Annotated in this window: 16 protein-coding genes; 10 read left to right on the forward strand and 6 right to left on the reverse strand. The window is 72.0% G+C overall.

Annotated elements, in window-relative coordinates; genetic code table 11:
- Positions 1-36: 36 nt before the first annotated feature.
- The 3 genes from AB0M39_RS30130 to AB0M39_RS30140 all read right to left on the reverse strand — a co-directional run bounded on the left by AB0M39_RS30130 (position 37) and on the right by AB0M39_RS30140 (position 7,950).
- The gene (locus tag AB0M39_RS30130; protein ID WP_365369121.1) at positions 37-4,029 is read right to left on the reverse strand and encodes a hypothetical protein; all 3,993 of its coding nucleotides are present in this window, start codon (positions 4,027-4,029) and stop codon (positions 37-39) included.
- Between the two features lie 29 nt (positions 4,030-4,058).
- The gene (locus tag AB0M39_RS30135; RefSeq protein ID WP_365369122.1) at positions 4,059-6,938 is read right to left on the reverse strand and encodes a hypothetical protein; all 2,880 of its coding nucleotides are present in this window, start codon (positions 6,936-6,938) and stop codon (positions 4,059-4,061) included.
- A gap of 160 nt (positions 6,939-7,098) precedes the next feature.
- On the reverse strand, positions 7,099-7,950 hold the full coding sequence (locus tag AB0M39_RS30140) for a caspase family protein (protein WP_365369123.1): 852 nt from the start codon (positions 7,948-7,950) through the stop codon (positions 7,099-7,101).
- Between the two features lie 218 nt (positions 7,951-8,168).
- Between AB0M39_RS30140 and AB0M39_RS30145 the strand changes: the two genes are divergently transcribed.
- From AB0M39_RS30145 to AB0M39_RS30170, 6 genes are all read left to right on the forward strand, one after another.
- A complete protein-coding gene (locus AB0M39_RS30145; RefSeq protein WP_365369124.1) occupies positions 8,169-8,420 on the forward strand; it encodes a hypothetical protein in 252 nt (83 codons plus the stop codon).
- Between the two features lie 9 nt (positions 8,421-8,429).
- Positions 8,430-8,570 carry a hypothetical protein gene (locus AB0M39_RS30150; RefSeq protein WP_365369125.1) on the forward strand — a complete coding sequence of 47 codons (141 nt, stop codon included), beginning with the start codon at positions 8,430-8,432 and terminating at the stop codon, positions 8,568-8,570.
- Positions 8,571-8,703: 133 nt separating this feature from the next.
- Positions 8,704-9,834 carry a hypothetical protein gene (locus tag AB0M39_RS30155; RefSeq protein ID WP_365369126.1) on the forward strand — a complete coding sequence of 377 codons (1,131 nt, stop codon included), beginning with the start codon at positions 8,704-8,706 and terminating at the stop codon, positions 9,832-9,834.
- Between the two features lie 31 nt (positions 9,835-9,865).
- Positions 9,866-12,913: an ATP-binding protein gene (locus AB0M39_RS30160; RefSeq protein WP_365369127.1), complete on the forward strand. Its 3,048-nt coding sequence runs from the start codon at positions 9,866-9,868 to the stop codon at positions 12,911-12,913.
- Positions 12,910-14,046, forward strand: a complete 1,137-nt coding sequence (locus AB0M39_RS30165) for a trypsin-like peptidase domain-containing protein (RefSeq protein ID WP_365369128.1) — start codon at positions 12,910-12,912, stop codon at positions 14,044-14,046. The genes AB0M39_RS30160 and AB0M39_RS30165 overlap by 4 nt, the downstream gene beginning before the upstream one ends.
- A gap of 71 nt (positions 14,047-14,117) precedes the next feature.
- Positions 14,118-15,182, forward strand: coding sequence for a serine protease (locus AB0M39_RS30170; protein ID WP_365369136.1), 1,065 nt, complete (start codon positions 14,118-14,120; stop codon positions 15,180-15,182).
- Positions 15,183-15,667: 485 nt separating this feature from the next.
- Here AB0M39_RS30170 and AB0M39_RS30175 read toward each other — a convergent pair whose 3' ends face one another.
- Positions 15,668-17,026, reverse strand: a complete 1,359-nt coding sequence (locus AB0M39_RS30175) for a cytochrome P450 (RefSeq protein ID WP_365369129.1) — start codon at positions 17,024-17,026, stop codon at positions 15,668-15,670.
- A 369-nt stretch (positions 17,027-17,395) separates the two neighbouring features.
- On the opposite strand from AB0M39_RS30175, the gene AB0M39_RS30180 reads away from it, so the two are divergent.
- Positions 17,396-18,667 carry a Tm-1-like ATP-binding domain-containing protein gene (locus AB0M39_RS30180; RefSeq protein ID WP_365369130.1) on the forward strand — a complete coding sequence of 424 codons (1,272 nt, stop codon included), beginning with the start codon at positions 17,396-17,398 and terminating at the stop codon, positions 18,665-18,667.
- Between the two features lie 165 nt (positions 18,668-18,832).
- The gene (locus tag AB0M39_RS30185) at positions 18,833-19,645 is read left to right on the forward strand and encodes a VOC family protein (protein WP_365369131.1); all 813 of its coding nucleotides are present in this window, start codon (positions 18,833-18,835) and stop codon (positions 19,643-19,645) included.
- Between the two features lie 16 nt (positions 19,646-19,661).
- Here the strand turns inward: AB0M39_RS30185 and AB0M39_RS30190 are convergent, their stop codons facing one another.
- Together AB0M39_RS30190 and AB0M39_RS30195 are read right to left on the reverse strand one after the other, a co-directional pair.
- Positions 19,662-20,147 carry an SRPBCC family protein gene (locus AB0M39_RS30190; protein WP_365369132.1) on the reverse strand — a complete coding sequence of 162 codons (486 nt, stop codon included), beginning with the start codon at positions 20,145-20,147 and terminating at the stop codon, positions 19,662-19,664.
- Positions 20,128-20,508 carry a metalloregulator ArsR/SmtB family transcription factor gene (locus AB0M39_RS30195; protein ID WP_365369133.1) on the reverse strand — a complete coding sequence of 127 codons (381 nt, stop codon included), beginning with the start codon at positions 20,506-20,508 and terminating at the stop codon, positions 20,128-20,130. Before AB0M39_RS30195 ends, AB0M39_RS30190 begins: the two co-directional genes overlap by 20 nt.
- 142 nt (positions 20,509-20,650) lie before the next feature.
- Here AB0M39_RS30195 and AB0M39_RS30200 point away from each other — a divergent pair, with 142 nt between their 5' ends.
- Entirely contained in the window at positions 20,651-20,938 is a 288-nt protein-coding gene (locus tag AB0M39_RS30200; RefSeq protein WP_365369134.1) for a hypothetical protein, read from the forward strand.
- Between the two features lie 270 nt (positions 20,939-21,208).
- Positions 21,209-22,189 (forward strand): serine/threonine-protein kinase (locus tag AB0M39_RS30205; protein WP_365369135.1); only part of this gene is annotated, 981 nt, incomplete at its 3' end.

A 22,189-nucleotide genomic window follows, 5' to 3' on the forward strand; every position in this document is an offset into this window, starting at 1 on the left:
CCGCGTGCGGCCCGTTCACAGAGCGCTGTCGGCGGGTCACAGCGGCACGACGTCGCTGTAGACGACGCGGCTGCCCAGCCCGGACGTCTCGCTGTCGGCCAGGTCGGAGTGCTGCTGCGAGAACTCGACCACCACGAGCCGCAGCTGTCCCTCCGGCAGGGGAGACGGCATGAACATCTCGCCGAAGTAGGTGGGGCGGTGGCTGAAGGAGTCGTCCGGTTCCAGCGCGACCTCGGTGTCGTCCAGGAACGACCAGGCCACGGCGTCGTCGGCGAGTTCCGGGTCGCGGACCTGCAAGGTCGCCGACACGATGGCCGGAATGCTCTCGCTCACATAGTTGGGCCCGGCCAGCTGGATCGTGAGCGGGTCCGAGCCCTCGACGGTGAGCACCCGCTCAGGCAGCGTCCTGAGCATGGCCGAGTGCACGATCGGGGACAGATGCTCGCCCTCCAGCGAGTGCGGCTGCAGCCGTGCCAGCGCCAGGCGTACGAAGGGGAAGTAGGCGTCCCCCGTGTCGATGTCCAGATCGCAGAACCAGCGGCCGCTGGCGGGGTCGAACTGGGGTGTGTAGCCGGCCGCCGTGACCGTGAAGCCGGGGAAGAAGGCGTTCGGGTCCGGCAGTACGAGGGCGGACTTGACGACGTCGGTGCCGGGGAAGTTCTGGGCGGTCGGAATGACGACGGGCGCGGACAGCTTGATCGGGTCGCGGCCCATCAGCGTGATGAACGGGTGCGCCTGGTCCGCCGGCTCCTCGCCCTCCTCGTTGAGCAGCACGGCCAGCAGCTCGCCGTTGCCGGAGGTGTACCAGGGCCGGGCCAGGTAGATGCGCAGGCCTCCGCCGACACGGCGCCGCACGAGCGTGCCCGGCAGGCCGCCGGAGGTCTCGAAGCCCAGCGTGGGCAGGCAGTCGAGCACCTTCGGCGCGGCCGGCTTGGCGCTGCTGAGCACGGTGTGCTCGACCGGCGCGCCGCGCACGGACAGCAGCTCGCGCTCCGGCTGTTCGGCGAACTCGGGCGGGAAGCAGTCGCCGAACGGCGTGGTCGCCACCGGCTCGTAGTGCACGAGGCGGTGCTTGGTGTCGCCGAACTCCTGCATCTCGGGCGTCGCCGGCTGCCTCCCGAAGTCGTGGGCTGCCGCGGCGGCGGCCGGGGTGCTGAAGAAGAGCGCGTTGCCGTCGAGCGTGGCGGGGACGTTCTGGATGTCGACGTCGGCGGCGAACTCGACGGCGAGGGCCAGCGGCAGCCGGAAGACGGGGGCCGTCATCTCCCGCGGCGACGACCGCGGTCCCGGCTCGCCCAGATCGTCGATCTCCTCGTTCCAGTGCGCGAACAGGTCGATCCGCTCAGTGCTGGGCGCGTCCAGCTCGATGAGCCCGGCCAGATGCTCGCCGGTGTCGCCGATGCTGCGGCTGTTGATGTCGAAGAGCGTCAGAGCCGGTGCCGTCAGGGGGCGTTGGACGGCGTGCACCAGCGTGAGCTCGTGCCAGGGCGTGAGCATCCAGTGCCGGTTGGCCCGGGCCGCGCCCATCACGTTCTCGAACCGTTCGTCGTCGTCGAGGGCGTCCCGGCACCACTTCAGCATGCCCATGATCTTCTCGGCGACCGCGGCCTTCGAGCTGACCCGTACGAGGTGCACCGCCGCCTTGGGCAGCTCGACGGTCAGCACGCGAGCGGCCGGGTCCAGCACGGGCGGCCCGGAGCCCTCGACGATGCGCAGCCGCAGCGACTGGGGCGCATGCCAGGCCGTTCCCGCCCACGGCACCTCGAACGGCTCCCCCGGCGCCATCCCCGGCAGATCGTGGAAGACCACGCCCAGCGAGAGCGGGTCGGGGAGGTACGGGATGTCGATCCCCTCTCCCGTGTGCACCACATAGCTCTGCGACGAGCCGTCGTCCCTCAGCGGGACGAGCGTCACGCCCGGGAGCGAGGGGTCGTCGAGCGTGCCGCTCTCGCGGACGGCGAGTTCGTAGAACGCCCTGCGCACCTGCGGGTCCTGGGAGGCGATGGCGTCGTCGAGCTTGCCGTGCCGCTCGACGCACTCCAGCGACGCCTTCGGGGCGACCAGGTGCCGGTCGTCCTCGGGCCGGTAGGGCCGGTGGTCGCCGGCGATGACCGGCGGCGAGAAGTTGAAGAGGTCCGCGTACTCCTGCGGGGTCAGCTCGGCCGTGCTGCGGATCACCATGCGGTGCAGCGAGTCGCCGTGGGTGAAGGCCGAGCGCGGCATCAGAGCCGGCGCGGGCACCGGCTCGTACCGGCGGAAGAGCTCCCCTCCGGCGGGGGGCAGCACCAGCACGTCCTGGTCCAGGAGGCGTTCCGCCTCCTGGAGCGTCGGCCCGTTGCCCGCGAGGTCGACGGTGCGGACCCGGACGCGGTACGAGCGGCCGAACCGCAGGCGGGGCAGGGTCCCCCGCACGGCCTCCGCCTCGATCTGCAGCGGGAGCGTGGTCGTGGCCCGGTTGGCGATGCGCCGGGGTCCGGGCGGCTCGGGCTCGGGGCCCTCCTCGATCTGCCGCTCGTCCACGAGCGCCTTGCCGGGGCGGGGCGCCGACAGCGCCCAGCCGTCCCAGCTCACCAGGTATTCGTGCACATGGACGCGGGGGGCCTGCCCGTCGCGCGAGGCGGGCCCGTCGGGCTCGGTCAGGCTGGCCTGGAAGAAGCCCTCGTCCGTGACGGTCGCGATCGGCTCGCCGTCGCCGTCCGGCGGGTTGTAGCGGACGGTCCGCTGGTGAAGGGAGAACCACCGCTGCCGGCTGTCGTCGAAGACGTCGATCCGGTGCCCCCGCACCAGGTCCTCCGCGGTGAGGACGACCGGGCCGTCTCCGCCGAGCAGGGCGGCGTCGTGCTCCCCCGCCCTGCGGAAGTCGTTCTGGAGGCTCTGCACGACGCCGTCGCGCACGAGCGAGAGGCCGGCGGTCCGTACGCTCGGCGGCGCGTTGCGCTCCGGCGCGGGCCCGTCCGGCGAGCCGTCGCCGGGCGTCGCGGCCGTCACGGACGCGGCCAGCAGCTTCAGGTTCACGCCGTCGATGTCGACCTGCTGGAGGGAGTACTCCTCGTCGGGCAGCTCGATCAGCCCTCGGGCCGGCGGTCCGAGGGGGTCGCTTCCGTCGGCGGCCGCGCAGAAGTCCTCGCCGGGCACCAGCGCGTACAGCGTGATGGGGCTGATGTTGGCGGCGACCTCGGGGGACAGCAGCGGGTCGAGCTGGATCGAGAGACTGAGGCCCAGCTCGCCCCGGGTGGGCTTGAGCTGTCCGACGGGCACGGTGAAGTCGACGACCAGGCCGAGCCGTCGCAGCAGCGCCGGGTGGTCGCCCAGGGCGGAGAGCATCTGGTGGAAGTCGATGTCCGGCTGCTCGGGCCTCGGCGGCGCGGGCGGTATGGGCGGAGGGGGTGGCGGGGCCAGCCCGGGCCCGGCGAAGAAGGCGAGCTGCTGTTCCTGCTGGTGGAAGGCGAGGAACGCGTCCTGCGGTGTGAGGTCGGGCTGCGACAGCCCGTCGGGGTTGTCCGCCGCGTCGGCCTCGCGGAGGGCGGCCGCGATGCCCTTCAGCCGGTCGGCCATGGTTCCGGCGGCGGCGAACCCGGCGAACTGGCTCATGCGGCTGGCGGTCGGCAGTTCGTCCGGGGAGTCGGCCGCGGCGCCGGCGAACGCCCCCCGGGTCGAGTCCGCTATCTGCCTGGCCGGATAGGCCACCGCCGTACGGCCCCGGTAGTCGTCGATCCTGTGGGAGACCACGCGTGTCGTGGCGGGGAAGAACCGCTGCCACAGGGCCGAGTCCGCGGGCGGACCGGCCACGGTGAGCGGGACCGGTGCCTCGACGGGCAGGCCTTGGGGATCGGTGGTCTCGAGGAGGAACTGGGCGGCGGCCAGCCGGGCGGGCCAGTCGTCGAAGTCGGGGAACTCGCCGAGGATCTGCGGCCCGGCGTCGTCGACTTCGAGTCTGGGCGCCACGAACACGGAGATCCGGGCCTGGGCGCCGTCGGGCGACAGGCCGGCCGGCAGCACGACCCACTGAATGGTCTGTCCGAAGGTCACAACCGGCTCCCGTTCTGTCCGGACCTCTCCTAGGGGGCGAAGGCGAGGCAGTACTCGTCCCAGTCGGCGGGCTCCACGCAGGCGGCGAAGTCGGACTGCGCCCCGGCAGTCGCCTCGAGGAACCCCCTGGGAGCGGGAGCCGACCCGGCGAAGCGGCGCTGGAGCCTGAGGCTGACGGACTTGCTGAAGAACACCACCTTCACGCTGACGGTGACGCTGCCCTCGCCGAACACGGCGGTCTCGTTGCCCTCCTTGACGTAGGTGAGCTTCAGCTGGAACTCCACGCTGATGCTGATCAGACCCAGGACCGAGAGATAGCCGCCGCACCGCACATAGCCGGTGAGGGTGACCGCGCCGCCGCGCTCCAGCGCGAAGTAGACGCCGCCCATCAGATGGACGCCGCCGCTGGCGACGCCCAGGTCCAGGGAGGCGTTGCCGCCGAACTCCAGGGATCCCTCGATCAGTTCGACGCCCTTGGTGCTGACCGTCAGAGCGAAGAAACCGCCTCCGCCGAACATTGAGACGCTCAGATTGAAGGGCTGGTGCCGCTCGGATATGGAGAAGCGGAAGGTGGCGGGGCGGTCGTCGAAGGGGACCGTGAGGGCGGCGGTGAGCGTGACGTTGCTCAGGGCGAAGATGCCGACGCTCACGGCGGGCACGGCGAGCGTGTATCCGGCGGTGATGCCGGTCGGGCTGACGTCGACGAACGAGCCCTTGCCGAAGCCGTCGGTCGGCAGCAGGTCCTTGAGGGTGTTGACGAACTCCAGGGCGCTCTCGAACCTGACCGATAGGCCGTCGGCGCTGAGGTCGGGGCGGCTGCCGGGCCGGGCCGTGAAGGCGAGCTTCTCGAACTCGACGCCGACGATCCCCGCGAACTCCAGGGCGAACCCGGTCAGCTCGCCTCGTACGGTCGACTTCTCGACGGCCTGCGGCGAGCAGACCGTCGTCGCCTCCATGACGAGCGCCGCACGGGTCATGTCGATGGTCGCGAAACCGATGCCGCCGTCGAGCGACACCTTCTCCCGCTTGAGCTGCGGCTTCCACAGGTAGCGGATCTCGCGGCCCTCGGCCAGCTCCCGGGCGCGCATGATCGGCACGGGCAGCAGCTCCTGGACGCGCCCCTCGATTCTCTCCATGATCTGGTCTTCGGTGAGCGTGGCCAGTTCCTGGATCGCCTCGCTCGGGACGGCGTCGAGGAGGTCGAAGAGGTTGATGACGCCGAGCAGTCTGGCATCGCCGAAGATCGCCGCCAGCTGGGCCGTGTCCATCCCCTGCACGGCCGCGCTCGCTTCGGCGAACTCCTTCGGGAGCAGTCCCGCCCGGGCCGTGATCGCCTGGACCGCCGCGTTCGGACGGGCGAGTCCGCCGCCCTTGCCCCCGCCGAAGTCCACCGGCACCTGCTCGGCCAGCGACAGGAAGGCCCCGGCGTCCTCGCCGTCGAATCCCTGCGCCAGATAGTTCTCGTGGAAGGTGACCGCGCTCTCGGTCGCGAGCCCCGTGAGCTGCTCCACGGCGGGCACCCGCACCGACGCGCTCTCCATCGTGGGCAGCATGCCCAGCGGATGCTGCGACGCCCTGGTCATGACGAGCTTGACCGAGGCGACCGGCATGCTGGTGATGCCGGGGGCGTCGACAGGCGCCTGGGCGAGCGCCGCCTTCTGGCCTCCCAGCTGGAACTGTCTGCGGTCCTCGAAGCTGTTGTAGAGGCCCGCGACGGACAGATCGTGCGCCCTGTCGAACGGTATGAACATCATCGGCATGGTGAAGCTGATGTGCCGGCCCTCGCTGTCGGTGGCGACGACGGTGAACGGGTAGGGATCGGCGGCTCCTTGCGGCGTCACCCAGAAGGGGCCGACGCCGTCGTTGATCGGGGGCGTGGAGGTCTCGGTGACGCGCAGCGAGCGGAACGGCATCTCCAGCCCGCCCCGGGGAAAGCCGGCGTTCTGGTCGTAGAACACCTCGGGCTCGAGCACGTTGACGTAGGTCTCCTGGTGGAGGAAGGCGACCGAGGTGTCGTCGCCGGGATCCGTGAACTTCCGCTCCGTGGTCCGCACCAGCAGCGCCCGGTGCCCGCTGCTGAGGAAGCCTTCTCTGGTGACCTGCACATACTCGTCGCGGCCGAGCTCGGCCCGGTGGTTGTAGGCCGTCAGGCTCGTCTGCGTCGTCGGATTCCAGAGCCCGCCCATCCGCACGGACGCTCCGATCGGGGTGAGGACGAACCGCTCCGCGCGCAGCGGCCGGCGCTCGAAGCCCGCGACAGGGAGACCGGTCTCGTCGATCAACTCCACATGGTGGGTGAGCTTGACCAGTTGGCCCAGATCGTGGTCGGTGAGGGGAAGGCGCAGCCCGGCGCGGGAGGGGCGGTTCTGGGGTGTGGCGAACGCCCGCAGCAGCGCCTCGCCGCCGTTCTCGCCGTGCAGGTCGGCGTGGAACAGCTCGGTCCGCCCGTCGAGGGTCACCGGGCGCGCCATCGTCGACGACCACTCGACGGTCCCCTCCAGGCCGAGGAAGAGACGGGTGGGAAACTCGATCAAGGTGCGCGGCGTCCCGCCGAAGACGTTGTCCGTGAACGGGTCGGGCTCGAAGTTGGGAACGGTCGTGGACTGCAGGTGGTTCCAGTCCAGGAGCTCCTGCGAGGAGATCTCGATGCTGTCCTCGCCGTCCGGGAGCATGAACACCAGCCGGCTCAGGCCGCTGACGAAGCCCAGCGAGAAGTCGGGCAGGAACAGCGCCTGGAGCAGGACCGCGTCCTCGTTGACGTGCTGCGGCGGAAGATGAAATATCAACAGCGCCGGGGCGTCGGGATCTTCGCGCACCAGCCGGGTCCCGTCGCGTTCGAGGTTGACCGGCTCGACCCGGAACATCACCAGGTCCTCGACGCGCTGCAAGAAGAAAGGCTCGGCGGTCATGGTCGCGCCGCCTTCGGATCGACGCCGGAATACCTTGCGGATGGCCGAGGCCGCAGGGGCGCGCGAGGCGCTTGCGGCGGCCCGGCCGTCCACTTCAGTGTGGCAAATGAGTGACTGTCACGCACCTTTTGTCCGGGCTGCTCCTGGACGCCCGACGGGCTCAGACCGTGAAGGGCCGCTGCCCCAGGAACGCGTCGCCGGGCCGGCCCGCCGTGTAGAAGTTCGGGCTCTGGGTGGCCGGCATGCGGCGCAGGATGTCGCGGTGGAAGTCGCGGTATCCGCCCTTGAAGGCGCCGCGGTCCCAGACCTCCAGCAGGGTCTCGGTGAACTTTCCGTTGACCGGGCCGTCGGAGGCGAGCTGATTGTCCTGGCAGGCCGAGATCAGCAGCCCGCTCGCCGGCTCCTTGCGGCCCTTCTCCTGGCGCAGCTCGCGCTGGAGGCCCTGGTAGAACTCCTTGTCCCGCTCGTAGATCTCGTGCTGCTTGAGCACCGGCATCAGCCGCGAGGTGTTCTCGATCTCGCTGGGCTCGCGGGTCTGGAACTGCTGCTCCATCGCCTCCGGGCTCAGCAGCTCGCGGACCTCGATGGCGCTTCCGCTGTGGCAGCAGTCCAGGAAGGCGAGGATCCGCACGCCGTCGGCGAAGCGCCCGAACTCCCGGTACAGCTCGTCGTCGAGGAACTCCCGGTCGAAGAAGACCAGCGTCTCGTCGAACTCGTCGGGCTCGTCCTCCGCGCCGTCCAGGTTCACCACCTGGCCGCCGTGCCCGGAGTAGGTGAAGAGCAAGATGTCGCCGTCGGCGAGCTTGTCGGCGGCCTTGCGCAGCTCCGCGGTGATGTTCTCGACGGTGCCGTCGCGGGTCAGCACGGTCGTGTCCTTGAAGCCGGCCGCGCGGGCCAGCCGGGCCATGTCGTTGGCGTCGTTCTCGCAGGCGACGAGTTCGCCGTCCCAGCCGCCGTATTTGGCGGGGTCGACCTTGTTGAGTCCGACGTGGAGGGAGAGGCCGGTGGTCATGCGTGTGTCTCCTCTGCGACGAGTGGCGGTGATCTGTGACGAGTGGCGGTGACGGGGCGCCAGCAGGCGTGGCGGGGTCGCCTGGATGAGTTCCGTGGACCCCCGCCGCCTCAACCCCACCGCCGCCCCAACCGCCTGAACGGGCCTGCGCGCGGCCATCGGAGTGGCGTCGCGCCCGGGCCGGATGGGGCGCCCACCCCTCGGGTATCGATCCGGGCATGAGCTCATCCGACACGTCGCCCCGGAGCGAGGACGCGGGCCTCCCGCACTCGCCGGCCGACCGCGGGGGCTACGACGCGTACTTCCCGGAAGCCGCCGTACCGCTGCCGGCGCCCTCAGGGGACGGCGCCGAGACGGCCGTCCTCCCGTACCCCCGCCGCGCCCCGGCGCACCGCGCAGAGCGCCGACAGGCCGCGGGCAGGGACTTCGCGTGCGCGTCGCCGGGCGAGCCGCCGCTGGGCTCGCCGTGAACGCTCCAGATGCCGTTCGCCCGCGTCGCCGAGCTCGCTCTGCCGGCCTTCGGACCGCCGCCCCACGCCGGCCCGACGCCCCTCGCACACGCCCCCGAGGCGCGCTGGAGGCGACGGGAGTCGTACGACGCCGCAGCCCTGGGCGCCTGACCGAGAATTCGCTGGTCAGCGCGGTCGTCCAGCGGAACTCCGACCCCCTTGCACGAGGGCAAAACGGGTGGAAGCATGACAAGTAGGAGTCGGCACATCTCTCGCTCCCCAAGGGCGGCTGGGTAGGTGTGGCATGCCGTTGGCCGATACGGAATGGGACCTCGTCACCATGTGGGTACGGGAGTACCTGCTCGACACCGTCGACCCCCACACCCAGCTCGTCAACCACGGCTTCTCGGGCGACTTCGTCGGCTCCCTCAGCCTCACCTCGGTCAGCGCGGAGAACGCCCGTGCACTGGTACAAGCTTCACGCAAAGACATCCAGCGGCAGCTCAAGCTCATCGAGGTCGTGTCGGAGGTCGACCGGCTCGCCGTGCTCCCGGACGTCTCCAAGGCCCACGAGTTCCATGACCGGCTCCGCGAGGACTACCGCCTCCACGCCTCGCAGGACAATTTCCGCACCCTCGTCCTCAAGGACGGGGCCGAGGTCTTCATCGACCGCCAAGGCCTGCGGGAGACGCTGCGGCAGTTCGTCGACGACCCCGTGAAGTCCGTGCTGCTGGTGGACGGCGAGCCGGGCAGCGGCCGGTCGTACACCTACAACTTCATCCGTCACATCGGTCAGCACCACGGCTTCCGCCCGGCCCGGGTCACCCTGTCGGAGACTTCCTCGGCGGACAAGGTCGTGCGCCGGCTGGCGGAGTTCGTCTCCGACCCCCGCGCGGGCGTCTCACCGCTCAACCCCACCGAGCTCAACGACCTGCTGCCGTCGATCGACGAGGCCGTGCACTGGGTGGTCGGCCGGGCGACGGCCGTCGAGGACCGGTTCTGGCTGGTCCTGGACGAGTGCGACAAACTCGCCCCCAGCTCCGACGTCTTCGACTTCATCGGACAGCTGTCCCTCGCCATCTACGAGCACGCGGCCGTCAAGGGCGACCAGGCGCCGCGCCTGGTCCTCCTCGGCTACGGGCCCACCATGCGCCAGCTCCCGTACGACCTGCGCGGAAGCATCTGCTGGGACACGGCCAAGGCCGTCGAACCCGCCGATCTGCGCACCTTCTTCGACCAGTACTTCCACGAGTCCCCGCCCGGCTTCCTCGGCGCCGGGGCGCCCGAGGAGGCCACGATCGCCGAGCTCGTGGACGTCGCCGTCGAGGAGGTCCTGCGGGCCACCGAGACAGACGGCGGCGCCGGCGCGGAGGGCTATATGCGCAGGATCTGCACGGCGGCGGAGGGGACCATCCGTGTCTACCGAACGCTCTGAGGCCGCGTCTACCGAACGCTCTGAGGCCGCCGTGGCGCCCAAAGCCGCCGTAAGCCCCGCCGAGGCGCGGGAGATCTTCGCCGCCCGGCTGCGCGAGGAGCTGCGCCCGGGCGGCGACGGCGACCGCGGTGTCTCGCACGCCCGCGGCGCCTACCGGGCGGCCGCCTGTCTGCTCACCCACTTCGACCCCCTCCTGCTCCGGCTGCCCGGCGAGGTGCGGGCCTCCGGCGGCGCCGTCCTGGAGCTGCTCGACGACTGCACCACCATCGGCATGAACGAGCGGGCCCTGTGGTGCCTCAAGAGCGACGTGCGGGACGCGACGCTGCACGGGCTGACGGGCCCGGAGGCGGCCCGGCGCGCTCTGGAGTGCAACCTCGACCAGTTCGCCGACGTCCCCGGTCCTGAGCACATCTGCTTCGCCTATCTCTCCGGCGACCCGCCGTCCTTGGCCGACCAGAACGCCTGCGAGCTCGCCGACACCGTCCAGGCGGTGCTGTGGCTCTCCTCCGTGCCGGGCGTCAGCGGGCTCCCGGACCCGGTGGGGCTCCAGCACAGCCTGGAGCGGGCGCGGCTGCTGCAGCCGCTCCAACGCCTCGTGCAGTCGCCGTTCCAGGGGCGCGCCCGCGAACTGAGGCAACTGCGCGACTTCATCGGCATGCCCGATCCGCCGGCGGCAGGCGAGCCGGCGGCCGGGGCGAGGGGACATCGGCAGCCGGCGCCCACCGGCGGCGTCATGAAGCCGCCGCTCGCCATCCGCGGCGCCGGCGGCATGGGCAAGAGCACGCTGCTGGCCAAGTTCCTCCTCGACAGCGTCCACGACCACACCCCCAGCTTCCCCTTCGCGTACATCGACTTCGAACGGCCGACGCTCTCCATCCACGAGCCGGTCACCCTGGTCGCCGAGGCGTCGCGGCAGCTCGGCATCCAGTACCCGGCGTTCCGCGAGCAGATGGACGAGCTGGCGGACGAGTGCCAGCACACGGCCCGCAGCCAGCGGGCGGGCCAGGAACGGGTGACGCAGCTGCACGAGCTGGCCACCACCCGCTCGGTGCTGGGGCGCTCCTCCTCGCAGGAGTTCCACGTCCAGGCCACCGAGCGCGAGACCAGCCTGATCCGGCGGTGGGCCCACCTTCTGGTGCGGGCGGTCGAGGCGGCGGGCCAGCACGACCCGCCCTTCGTGCTCGTCGTCGACTCCTTCGAGGCGGCCCAGTACCGGGGCTCGCCTGTGCTCGGCCGGATGTGGACCATGTGCCGCGCCTTCCAGAACGTCTTTCCCGGGCTGCGCGTCGTCGTCTCGGGGCGCTCCCGCGTCGAGCATCCGGCGAGGGACCCCGAGCAGCAGGACATCGAGCTCGACGAGCTCGACCCGGAGGCCTCCGTCGGCCTGCTGAGGGCCTGCGGCGTCAAGGACCCCGAGGTGGCACGGCTGTTGGCGGACCGGGTGGGCGGCCACCCGCTCAGTCTGAAGCTGGCCGCCCGGGCCGCCACGCTCGCGGCCGACGAGGTCGCCACGGACGCCCCGACCGCGGGCGGCGGCGCAGCCGCGGGCGGCGAGAGCGACGAGATGCACGAGCTGATCCGCAGCCTGCCCGTCCGCCGGGACCAGTTCTTCCGCCGCGTCGACCAGATGCTCGTCCAGGGCATCCTGTACGACCGGATCCTCAACCACATCCCCAACCGGGACGTGCGCCGCCTCGCCCACCCCGGCCTGGTGCTCCGGGTCATCACCCCCGAGATCATCAAGGACGTCCTCGCCGAGCCCTGCGGGCTGAGCATCGACTCCCTCGACGCGGCGAGCGACCTGTTCGAGGAGCTGTCCCGACTGGACCTGGTGGAGCCGGCCGGCCCCGACGCCGTACGCCACCGCAGCGACGTGCGCGCCATCATGCTGCGCCTGCCGGGCAGCGACCAGACCGAGGCGATGCGCACCGTCGAGCGGCGCGCGGTCGACTACTACTCCACCCGCGAGGGCCTGGAGGCGCGTGCCGAGGAGATCTACCACCGCCTGCGCCTGGACGAGAATCCGCGCTCGGTGGAGGAGCGGTGGCTGCCCGGCGTCAAGCGGTACCTCGTCGGGGCCGAGCACGACATGGGCCCCAGAGCCGCGGCCCTGCTCACGGCGAAGCTCGGCGGCGAGGCGCCCGCGCATGTGCTGGCGGGCGCGGACCAGGAGGACTGGGAGCGGATCGCGGCCCGCGAGGTCGAGGACCTGCTGGCGCAGGGGTTCGCCGAGGCGGCGCTCGAACGGCTCGCGGAGCGCCGGCCGTGGACGCCGTGCAGCCCGCTGCACTCCCTGTACGCCGCAACGCTCAAGAGGCTCGGCCGGCCCGAGGAGGCCCGGGCGGCCGCTTCGGAGGCGATCGCGCCGGCGCAGCGCGCGGGCTGCGCGGAGCGGCAGTTGGAGCTGCTGCTGCTCTCCGCCCATTACGCGGAGGAGGCCGGCGACCGGGAGAGCGCCGACCGGCAGCTGCGGGCGGCCGAGGACCTGGCGGTCGGCCTCGGGCAGGACCTCGAGGCGATGGGCGCCCTGCTGGCCCGGGCCCAGCTCGCCGAGTCCGCCCAGGACCCCGGCGGCGAGGCCGACTCCCAACTCGCCGAGCGGCTGCGGGTGGTGCCCGACAAGGTGCTCGCCGACCAGCCCGCGCTCGTACGCGCCGTCGCGTCGCAGGTCTACACCCGCGACCCCGGAGCGCTGGACCACGCCCTGGAGGTGGTGGGCCTGCCGGCGGACGACGAGGCGCTGGAGACGCTCGGCACGGCCATCACCCGTACGGCCACCCAGCAGCCGGCGCTGCTCGGCGCGCTGATGGACATCCTGGGCGACGCCGCGGGACCGGCGAAGCCGCAGCGGGGCGGCGCGGGCCCCTCCAGCACCACCGGGATCCTGCGCCTGGCCCGCGACCGCGGCACCCTCGACGCTCTGGCCCGAAGGCTGCTGGCCGTGTCCGACCCGAGCGGTCAGCTCCTCGCCGGGGTGGCCGCGGCGATGGGCGCGGGCTCCGCCGGCCGTCGTGCGAAGCAGCCACGCCCTCCCACCTCAAGCGAAGGGAACGGCCCTCGGCGGCCTGGTCAGCCATGAACACGCACTCCGGATACCTCACCCAGGACGAGATCCGCGAGCTCAAGGACGCCGCGCTGGACACCAGCACCCTGACCGACCCGCAGGTCAGGCCGCTCCTGCTCGCCGGCGTCATGCGCAAGTACACCGCCACGCTGCCCATGCTGCCCCAGCCGATCCTTCAGGTGCACTCCGACCTCAACCAGATGAACGGCGTCGAGCGCCTCGTGAACGGCCAGGTGCCGCTGGAGCTCTGGCTGCGCAACGCCGTCGGCCTGGTCACCGAGGAGGGTCCGCTCGCGGTGCTCAACCGCGCCCTGGACGAGGTGGCGCGCAGCGCGGGCGGCGAGCCGGACGTGATGGCGGAGCTGCCCGACCTGGAGACGAAGGAGGCGATCCTCCACCGCGACGACACGGTCCCCTTCGACTTCCTGCGGGGCGGCGAGGCCGCCGGCGCGGCGGTCGCCCGGATCAAGGTGCCCCCCTACGAGGGCGGCGCGCCGCTCCAGCCGAACGGGTTCCCGCACTCCGGCACGGGCTGGCTCATCGCCCCGACCCTCCTCATGACCAACCACCACGTCGTCAACGCCCGGACGGCCGACCGCGCGGGACGGCCCCAGGCCGGGCCCGACGACCTGCTGCTGCAGGCGCGGAACGCGCACGCCAGATTCGACTACGAGTCGGACGACGACGAGACCGAGGAGGCCGCGATCAGCGAGCTGGTCGCCGCGGACCGGACGCTGGACTACGCGGTGCTGCGGCTGGCCGCCCCGCCGTCCCGGCCGGTGCTGAAGCTGGCCGGCAAGCCGCTGTCCATCGCCAAGGGCGACATCGTGGCCGTCAACATCATCCAGCACCCGGGCGGGCAGCCCAAGCGCGTCGGCCTGCGCAACAACCTGGTGTTCGAGGCCGACGCGTCGGACGTCCGCTACTTCACCGACACCCGCGGCGGCTCCTCGGGCTCGCCCGTCCTCACGGACGACTGGAGGGTGGTCGCGCTGCACCGGGGCACGCGGCGCGTGGAGGACGTGATGTTCCAGGGCAAGTCGACGGCCTTCGTCAACGTCGGCACACAGATGGACAGCGTGATGAGCCATCTGAAGGCGAACAGCCCCCAGATCCACGCGGAGATCGAGTCGGCGCAGCACGGCTGACCGGCAGGGCACGACGACCGGCGCCGGGCGTTCGACCGGCCGCCACGACTGAGGAGAGCGAGGTGGACGACATGGCCAGGCGCGGCAGATCACCGGTCGCCACGGACCCCGAGCGGGTCTTCACGGACCTGAGGGAGGTGGCGCAGCGGGTACGGGAGGGGCTGTGGCAGGAGTTCCCCGAATCGGAGCAGGAGCTCCCCGCGCACGAGCAGCCCGCCGGGCAGATCTCCCAGTACGCCCAGCAGGAGCGCGACCGGGTCCTCTCCGCGGGCGTGAGCGGTCTGGAGAAGCTCGCCGAGGGACGCGAGGACGAGATCAGCGACGACGAGTCCTTCGGCTTGGAGGCGATCGTCCTGCTGGAGGGCCGCCCCGCGATCCTCGTCCAGAACCAGGACTTCGCCTCGCAGCAGGGCGACTGGGCGGTGCTCGACGGCCACCGGGCCGCGATCCGCGAGTCGATCGCGCGGGTCGGCCGCGTCGAGGTCTCCGGCCACGCCAGCCTGGACTGGATCGGCACGGCCTTCCTCGTGGCCCCCGACGTCGTGATGACGAACCGCCATGTCGCGGCGGAGTTCGCACGCGGCGACGGCGCGGGCTGGACCTTCCAGCAGGGCGTCAGCGCCCGGGTCGACCTGGCCGAGGAGTACGGCGTGCTGCCGACGGACGGCGGTCCGGCGTTCGAGGTCGTCGAGGTGCTCGGCATCCACGAGGACGTCGACATGGCGCTGCTGCGGGTGGTGCCGCCGCCGGCCGGCGGCACGCTCCCGACCCCCCTCGCGGTGGCCGCGGACGCCCCGCCGGACCTGCCCGGCCATCCGGTGTACTGCATCGGCTACCCGGCCTACGACGGCCGCCGCAACGAGCCGGAGTCGATGCGCAGGATCTTCATGGACATCTACAACGTCAAGCGCCTCCAGCCCGGCACGGCGACGGAGCTGGCGACCGACCGGGCGGTGATGAAGCACGACTGCTCGACCCTGGGCGGCAACAGCGGCTCCCCGGTCCTGGACCTGATGGACCATCGCGTCCTGGGCCTCCACTACGGCGGGCGCTACGCGTTCGGCAACTACGCGGTTCCCCTCTGGCAGATGACGGACGATCCGCTGCTGGTGCGGGCGGAGGTCAACTTCGTCTGACACGGCGGTCGGTGGGCCTGCGCGAACACCCTGCTCACGCCGTCGCGCGCCGACTACTGTGTGTGGACGTCGGAGAGCTGCTCGGCCCCCGGGCGGACGACCAGCAGGTCACGGGCCCGCCGCCTCATCCAGCGGTATCTGCGCGCGCAGGGGGTGGACCCCAAGCCCGCCCGGGCGGACAGCGCGTACACCGGCACGTACGACAGCGCTGCTACGGCGAGCTCGTCGTGAGGGCGGCGCGGGACGGGCTCGCCCTCGGGCTCGGGCCGAGCCCCTGCGATTCCCGCTGACGCCTTACGACGGCGACACGTTCGGCTTCGCGACGACGGGCGAGAACGCGGTCGGACTCACCAACGTGACGTTCACGATCGGGGGCGGCGGGACGGCGGAGAGGGTCCTCGTCGAGTATCTCGACGAGAGGGGCCTCGGCACGTTCACCCGCACCGCCCAGCCCCCTACGTGACCGTCGGCGCCGAGGGTCTGCGTCAGCGCCGCGATCGCAGCCGGCAGCGTGCGGGACCCGTGGCGCGCAGGGTGATGCCGGTGTCGACCGGGATGTCGAGGTCGACGGCGTCGAGCTCGTACTCCTGAAGGATCATCGCCAGCGCGAGGACCGACTCCAGCATGGAGAAGTGCTGCCCGATGCAGGCGCGCGGTCCGCCGCCGAAGGGGAACCAGGCGTACCGGGGGCGCTCCTTCTCCGCCTCGGGCGTGAAGCGCTCGGGGTCGAAGCGCTCGGCGTCGTCCCAGTAGCGGGGGTGGCGGTGGGTCACCCAGGGAGCCACTATCACGTCGGCGCCGGCGGGGATCCTGAATCCGTCGATCTCCACGGCCTCCACGGCGCGCCGCCCGATGACCGGGCCCGCCGGGTAGAGCCGCATGGCCTCCTTGAGCACCTTGGTCAGATAGGGCAGCGCGTCCAGGTCGGCCGCGCCCGGGACGCGTCCGGCGAGGACGGCCGCGACCTCCTCCCTCGCCTGCTTCTGGCACTCGGGGTGGCGGGCGAGCAGATGCAGGGCGAAGCCGAGCGAGGTGGCGGTGGTCTCGTGTCCGGCGAGCAGGAAGATCAGCACCTGGTCGCGGATCTCGGCGGCGTCGAGGCTGCCGTCCTGCGCGCTCTCGACCTGCGCGAGGAGACTGAGGAGGTCGTCGCCGGCCGTCGCGTCGCCGTCTGCGCGCCGCTTGTCGATGATGCGGTCGCACACGTCGTACAGCTCGCTGGTCGCGGTGGCGGCCCGACGGTTGGCGGGCGTGGGCCACTCGCGCGGGACATTGGCGGGCGAGTAGCCGCGGCGCAGCGTGTACTCGCCGATCACCGGGAAGCACCGCTCGACGACGTCGACGGCGGCCTCGACGTCCGTGCCGAAGAGGATGCGGGCGACGGCGCGCAGCGTCAGGCCCGTCATCTCGGCCATGACGTCGACGGTGGCGTCGGGCGCGGCGCCCCAGCGGGCGGTCATCGTGGCGGTCTCGGCGGTGACGGCCTCGGCGTAGCCGTCGACGCGCTTACGGGTGAACAGGGGCTGCACGAGCCGCCGCTGCCTGAGGTAGTCCTCGTCCTGGCTGGTCAGCAGCCCGTTGCCGAAGGACTCGCGTACCTCCTGGTAGAAGGCGTTGTCCTTGCGGAAGTTGGCGGAGTCGGCAGCCAGCACCTGCTGCGCCCCGGCGGCGGAGAACACCGCGTAGATCTCGGCGCGCAGGCCGGGCGGGCCGGCCGTGAGCCGGACGACGTCGCCGTGCTCGCGCTGCGCGCTCAGGAACGTGCCGAGGGAGTCCCGCTTGAGGTCGAGCATCGAGCCGAGCAGCGGCAGTCCTGCGGGTCCTGGGATCTGCGTACGGGCCATGGTCAAGGCTCCCCCTGGGTCGTCGTCGCGGCGTCGCCGGGTGCGCCCGGCGGCTGAGCGCATCTGGGCGATTGTCCCAACGAGGGCGGGAGTGAGCCATCTTGGCCCCCCACTCGGCCGAATCCGACCAGGTGAAACCGGCGCGCAGTAGCGCGCACGGAGTGCACGGCTGGATCCCAGGAGCACGCAGACGCTCCGGGGGCGAGCGCGCGGGCCGCGTCGGTCCGGCTCTGGGCGCGGCGCCCACCCGACCCGGCAGCGCCCGGAAGTGACAGGAGTCCGTCGCATCCCTCGTCGGCACCGGCTGAAAAGCGCTCATCGCCGAAGCGGACCCTGTCACTCCCGGAATTGGCGCGAACAGTATGGGACATGACGATCGTCACGCTGGTAGGGACGCTGGACACCAAAGGCCAGGAGTACAGCTGGCTCCGGGAGCGGCTGCTGCGGTGCGGGGTCGAGGTGGTGCTCGTGGACACGGGCGTCGTCGGAGAGCCCGGCGTGGCCGCCGACATTCCGCGCGCCGCCGTGGCCGAGGCGGCGGGCGTCGAGTTGAGAAGGCTGCGGGACGAGGGAGACCGCGGCGCGGCGGTGACCACGATGGCCCGCGGGGCCGCCGCGATCGTGCGGCGCCTCTACGCCGAGCAGCGGCTGCACGGCGTCCTCGCCGTCGGCGGCAGCGGCGGCACCTCGATCGCGACGCGCGCGATGCGGGCTCTGCCGCTCGGCGTCCCGAAGCTGATGGTGTCCTCCATGGCCTCGGGCGACGTCTCCCCGTACGTCGGCTCCACCGACATCACGATGATGTACAGCATCGTCGACATCGCCGGCATCAACACCGTCTCCGCGCCCATCCTCGCCAACGCCGCCGACGCCGTCGCCGGCATGGCCAAGGGCTTCGCCGCCGCCTCCCGGGCCGTACGGCCCGAGGATCTCGGCGTCGGCGGCCGGCCGCTCGTGGCCGCGAGCATGGCGGGCGTGACCACCCCCGGCGTCGACGCGGCCCGGCAGCGGCTGACCGAACTCGGCTACGAGGTGCTGGTCTTCCACACCAGCGGCGCCGGCGGACGGACCCTGGAGTCCCTCGCCGACGAGGGACTCTTCGCCGGCGTGCTGGACCTGACGCTCAGCGAGCTCGCCGACGACCTCGTGGGCGGCGTGCTGACCGCGGGACCGGACCGGCTGCGCGCCGCCGGGCGCAGGGGCATACCGCAGGTGGTGAGCCTGGGCGCGCTGGACATGGTCAAGTTCGGCCCGCTGGACACCCTCCCGGACCGCTTCCGCGATCGCCGCGTGCGGGTGCACAACCCCTCGATCACGGTCGTCCGCACCACCGAGGCGGAGTGCGCCGAGCTGGGCCGCCGCATCGCCGCGAAGCTGCGGCCGGCGGTCGGGCCGACGGCCGTGTGCATACCGCTCCGCGGGCTCTCCACGCTCGGCGGCCCGGGCGGGCCGTACCACGACCCCGGCGTCGACGACGCGCTGTTCACCGCGCTCCGCGACGGTCTGCGCGGCAGCACGACCGAGGTGCTCGACTTCGACACGCATATCAACGACCCCGTCTTCGGCCGGGCCGCCGCCGAGCGTCTGCACCGCATGATCTGCGCCGACCGCTCCGCCCCGCGGAAGGAGCGGGTGGCCTGAGAAGCCGGAGACCCGACCCCGCTACGGCGCGAGCCGCTACGGACGGTCGCCGGCTCGGGCGAGGGGTCCTCTCTGAGCTGCACGGATCCTAAAAATGGACAATTCGGGCATATTCTTCATGTATCGCCCCTACGATGCCCCGATCCCCCAGGGACGCTGATCGCGATGGCCACCGACCCGAAGCCTGCCGAGCCCAGCGGCACCACCACCCATGACGTGCACGGCGCGCCCTGCTGGATCACGCTGCTGGCGAGCGACCTCTCGCGGGCGCAGGCGTTCTACGGCGCGGTCTTCGGGTGGACCTTCCGGCACGCCAGGCTCGGGGACCAGTTCAGCACCGCGCTGCACGGCGGCGCGCCGATCGCGGGCATCGGCACGCTGGAGCCCGACTGGCGGGCGCCGGTGGACTGGACGCCGTACTTCGCCGTCGGCGACGCGGACGAGGCCGCGGCGAGGATCCAGGAGCGCTGCGCCACCGTCGCCGTCGGGCCGCTCAGCCTCCCCGTCGGCCGCGGCGCGCTGGCCGCCGACCGCGACGGCGCCGTCTTCGGCATCTGGGAGGGGGAGCTGATCTCCGACTGGGCGACCTGGCGCAAAGCCGCGCCGGTCTGGCTGCGGCTGCGGACACGGGACGCCTTCGACGCGGCGATCTTCTATGGGCAGGTCCTCGACTGGGCCTGCGACCTGCCGGGCTGCTGCCAGGTCGACTACGAGAAGGGCGAGGTCGTCGTACGCCAGGAGGGCCATGTGGTCGCCCGGCTGAGCTCCGGCGCGGTCGAGACCGCGCCGAACCCCATGGTCAAGCCCCGCTGGCATGTCCTGTTCCCGGTGTACGACGTCCGGGCCGCCGTCGAGGGCGCGACCCGCAACGGCGGCTCCGTGCTGGGCGAGCGCCAGACCCCCGACGGCCCGGAGGTGACGCTGCGGGACCCCGAGGGCGCCCTCTTCACCGTCACCAGCGACAGGGCCCCCCGCTGACGCGGACGGCGGGCACTCAGCCCATCGTGCGCAGGTGCTCCTCCAGCCGCTCGTACGTCTCGACGACGCCTTCCTCCATGCCCATGGCCATGGCCTGGTCCCGGATCTCCCGGGAGGGCCAGACGGAGGTGCTGGTCAGCGTGGTCCGGCCGTCCTCCTCGTCGAAGGTCAGGGTCGTCACGACAGCCGGCCCCGGCATCTGCTCGAAGATCTCGGTGTAGACGATCCGCTCCGGCGGCACGATCTCCTGGTAGACGCCGGAGAACACGATCTCCTGGCTGCCGTCGCTCTGGCCCCAGCGCCAGGCGCCGCCCGGCCGGAAGTCGATGTCGCAGACGGTCGTGGTCAGCGAGCGCAGGCCGTACCACCTGCGGACGTGCTCGGGCTTGGTCCACGCCTCGAAGACGAGGCTGCGGGGCGCGTCGAAGACGCGGGTGATGACGAGTTCGCGGTCGGACGGCGTGGTCAGCGTGGTGGGGTGCTCACGTGCTTTCGCGGTCATGGTTCCGCTGCCTTTCCTGAAGTTCGATCAGGTAGTCGTCCAGCTGGCCGAAGCTCTCCTCCCAGAACCGACGGTAGTGCTCCAGCCACTGGTTGACCTCCTTGAGCGGGCCCGCCTGCAACTGGCAGGGCCGGTACTGCGCATCGCGCCCTCTGGTGATCAGTCCGGCGCGTTCGAGCACCTTCAGATGCTTGGAGATCGCCTGCAGGCTGATGGAGAACGGCTCGGCCAGCTCGTTGACCGTGGCGGCCCCGTCGGCGAGCCGCGCCAGGATGGCCCGTCGGGTCGGGTCGGCGAGGGCGCCGAACGTGGTGCTGAGCGGGTCGTCTGCCATCTCGTAATCAACCATCCAGTTGTTCAACCGATAGGTTGAGCATGCGCCCGCGGCGACCGGAAGTCAACCCGGGGCAAGGAGACGAGCCGAGACGAGGCGAGAGCCGTCGGACGCGCCGCGGCGCGGGGGTGGCCGTGTCCGTGGACCGGGCCGTTCCGTTAGGCAGCGCATGATCAAAGCACAGCGCGTTCTCGCCGCCGTGGCCTTCGCCGCCGGCGCTTCAGCCCTCGCCGCCCCCGTCGCACACGCCGCCGACGCCCCCGAGGGCCGAGTGATCTCCGTCGCCGACGAGCTCGACGAGCTCGCCGCCACCGGTGTGCCCGAGGCACAGCGAGCCCAGATGCCGACGGTCTCCCAGCAGCTCGACGCAGCGAACGGGCTGCACAGGCTCAGCGAGGTGGGCAAGGTCGCCGAGCCGGCCGCGCCCCTCCTGGGGCTGATCCCCGCCGTGGGATAGCAGCACCGGTTCGGCCTCTCCCCCGCAGGTCCGGTGCGCCCGCTAGGGCCGCACCGGACCTGTCCCCTGTCCGCCCGCCCACCGCCTCGCCCACGCCTCGGGTTCGATGCCGGGAACGAGAACCCTTGGCGGGAACCAGTCGTGGTGGAAATGTGTCTGCCCTAGGGACAAGACGTGGGCTACCGTGCGACGGCCGTACATCGACGGCCGTTTCGTACGCATACATCGGAACCGCCAGTGCGCGGCTCCTCTCGGGAGAGCGTGATCGCGATGAGCGCGTGGACGGTGCCTGGGTACACGGAGTCCCGGGAGTTGGGGTCCGGGGGCTGTGGGCGGGTCGTTCTGGCCGTCCACGACGCGACCGGCGTGCCGGTGGCGGTCAAGTATCTGAGCGAGAAGCTGCGGGCGGACGCCGACTTCGTACGCGAGTTCCGGGCCGAGGCACGCCTGCTCGGCGACCTCGACTCGCGTCATGTGGTGGACCTGTACGAGTACGTCGAGGCGCCGCAGGGCGCGGCCATCGTGATGGAGCTGGTCGACGGCGTCGCCCTGCGCGCGCTGCTGCGGCAGGAGGGCGCCACCGGCCCCGAGGCCGCGCTGACGGTGCTCAAGGGCTCGCTGCTGGGGCTGGCCGCCGCGCACCGGGCGGGCGTGGTGCACCGCGACTACAAGCCGGAGAACGTCCTGGTGGCGGCGGACGGCTCGTCCAAGCTCGTCGACTTCGGCATCGCCGCGGGCCGCGGCAGCACGCCGGGCGTGGCCGGAACCCCCGCGTACATGGCGCCGGAGCAGTGGAACGGCGAGCCCGCGTCGCCGGCGGCCGACGTCTACGCCGCGACCGCCACCTTCTACGAGTGCCTGACCGGCCTCAAGCCGTACTCCGGCGAGAACTTCGCCGAGCTGGCCCTCCAGCACATCAGCGCGCCCATCCCCGAGGACGAGGCGCCGGAGGCGGTCCGGCCGCTGATCCGGCGCGGGCTGGCGAAGGAGCCGCACGACCGCCCGGAGAACGCGGCGGCCTTCGTGGCGGAGCTGGAGGAGGTCGCCTCGGCGGCGTACGGACCCGACTGGGAGGAGCGGGGGCAGCGGAAGCTGGCCGCGCTGGCCGCCCTTCTGCCGCTGCTCTTCCCGTCGGCGGACCAGCCCTCGGGGACCGTCGAGCCGGCGACGACGGCGATCGGCGCGGGCGACACGGGCGGCGGCGCGGGCGGCGGTTGGTCGCCCGGCGTGCGCGGCGCGCTGACGGGCGCC

Origin of the sequence: Streptomyces sp. NPDC051907 (assembly GCF_040681075.1) — a bacterium.
In the GTDB taxonomy this organism is placed as follows: domain Bacteria; phylum Actinomycetota; class Actinomycetes; order Streptomycetales; family Streptomycetaceae; genus Streptomyces.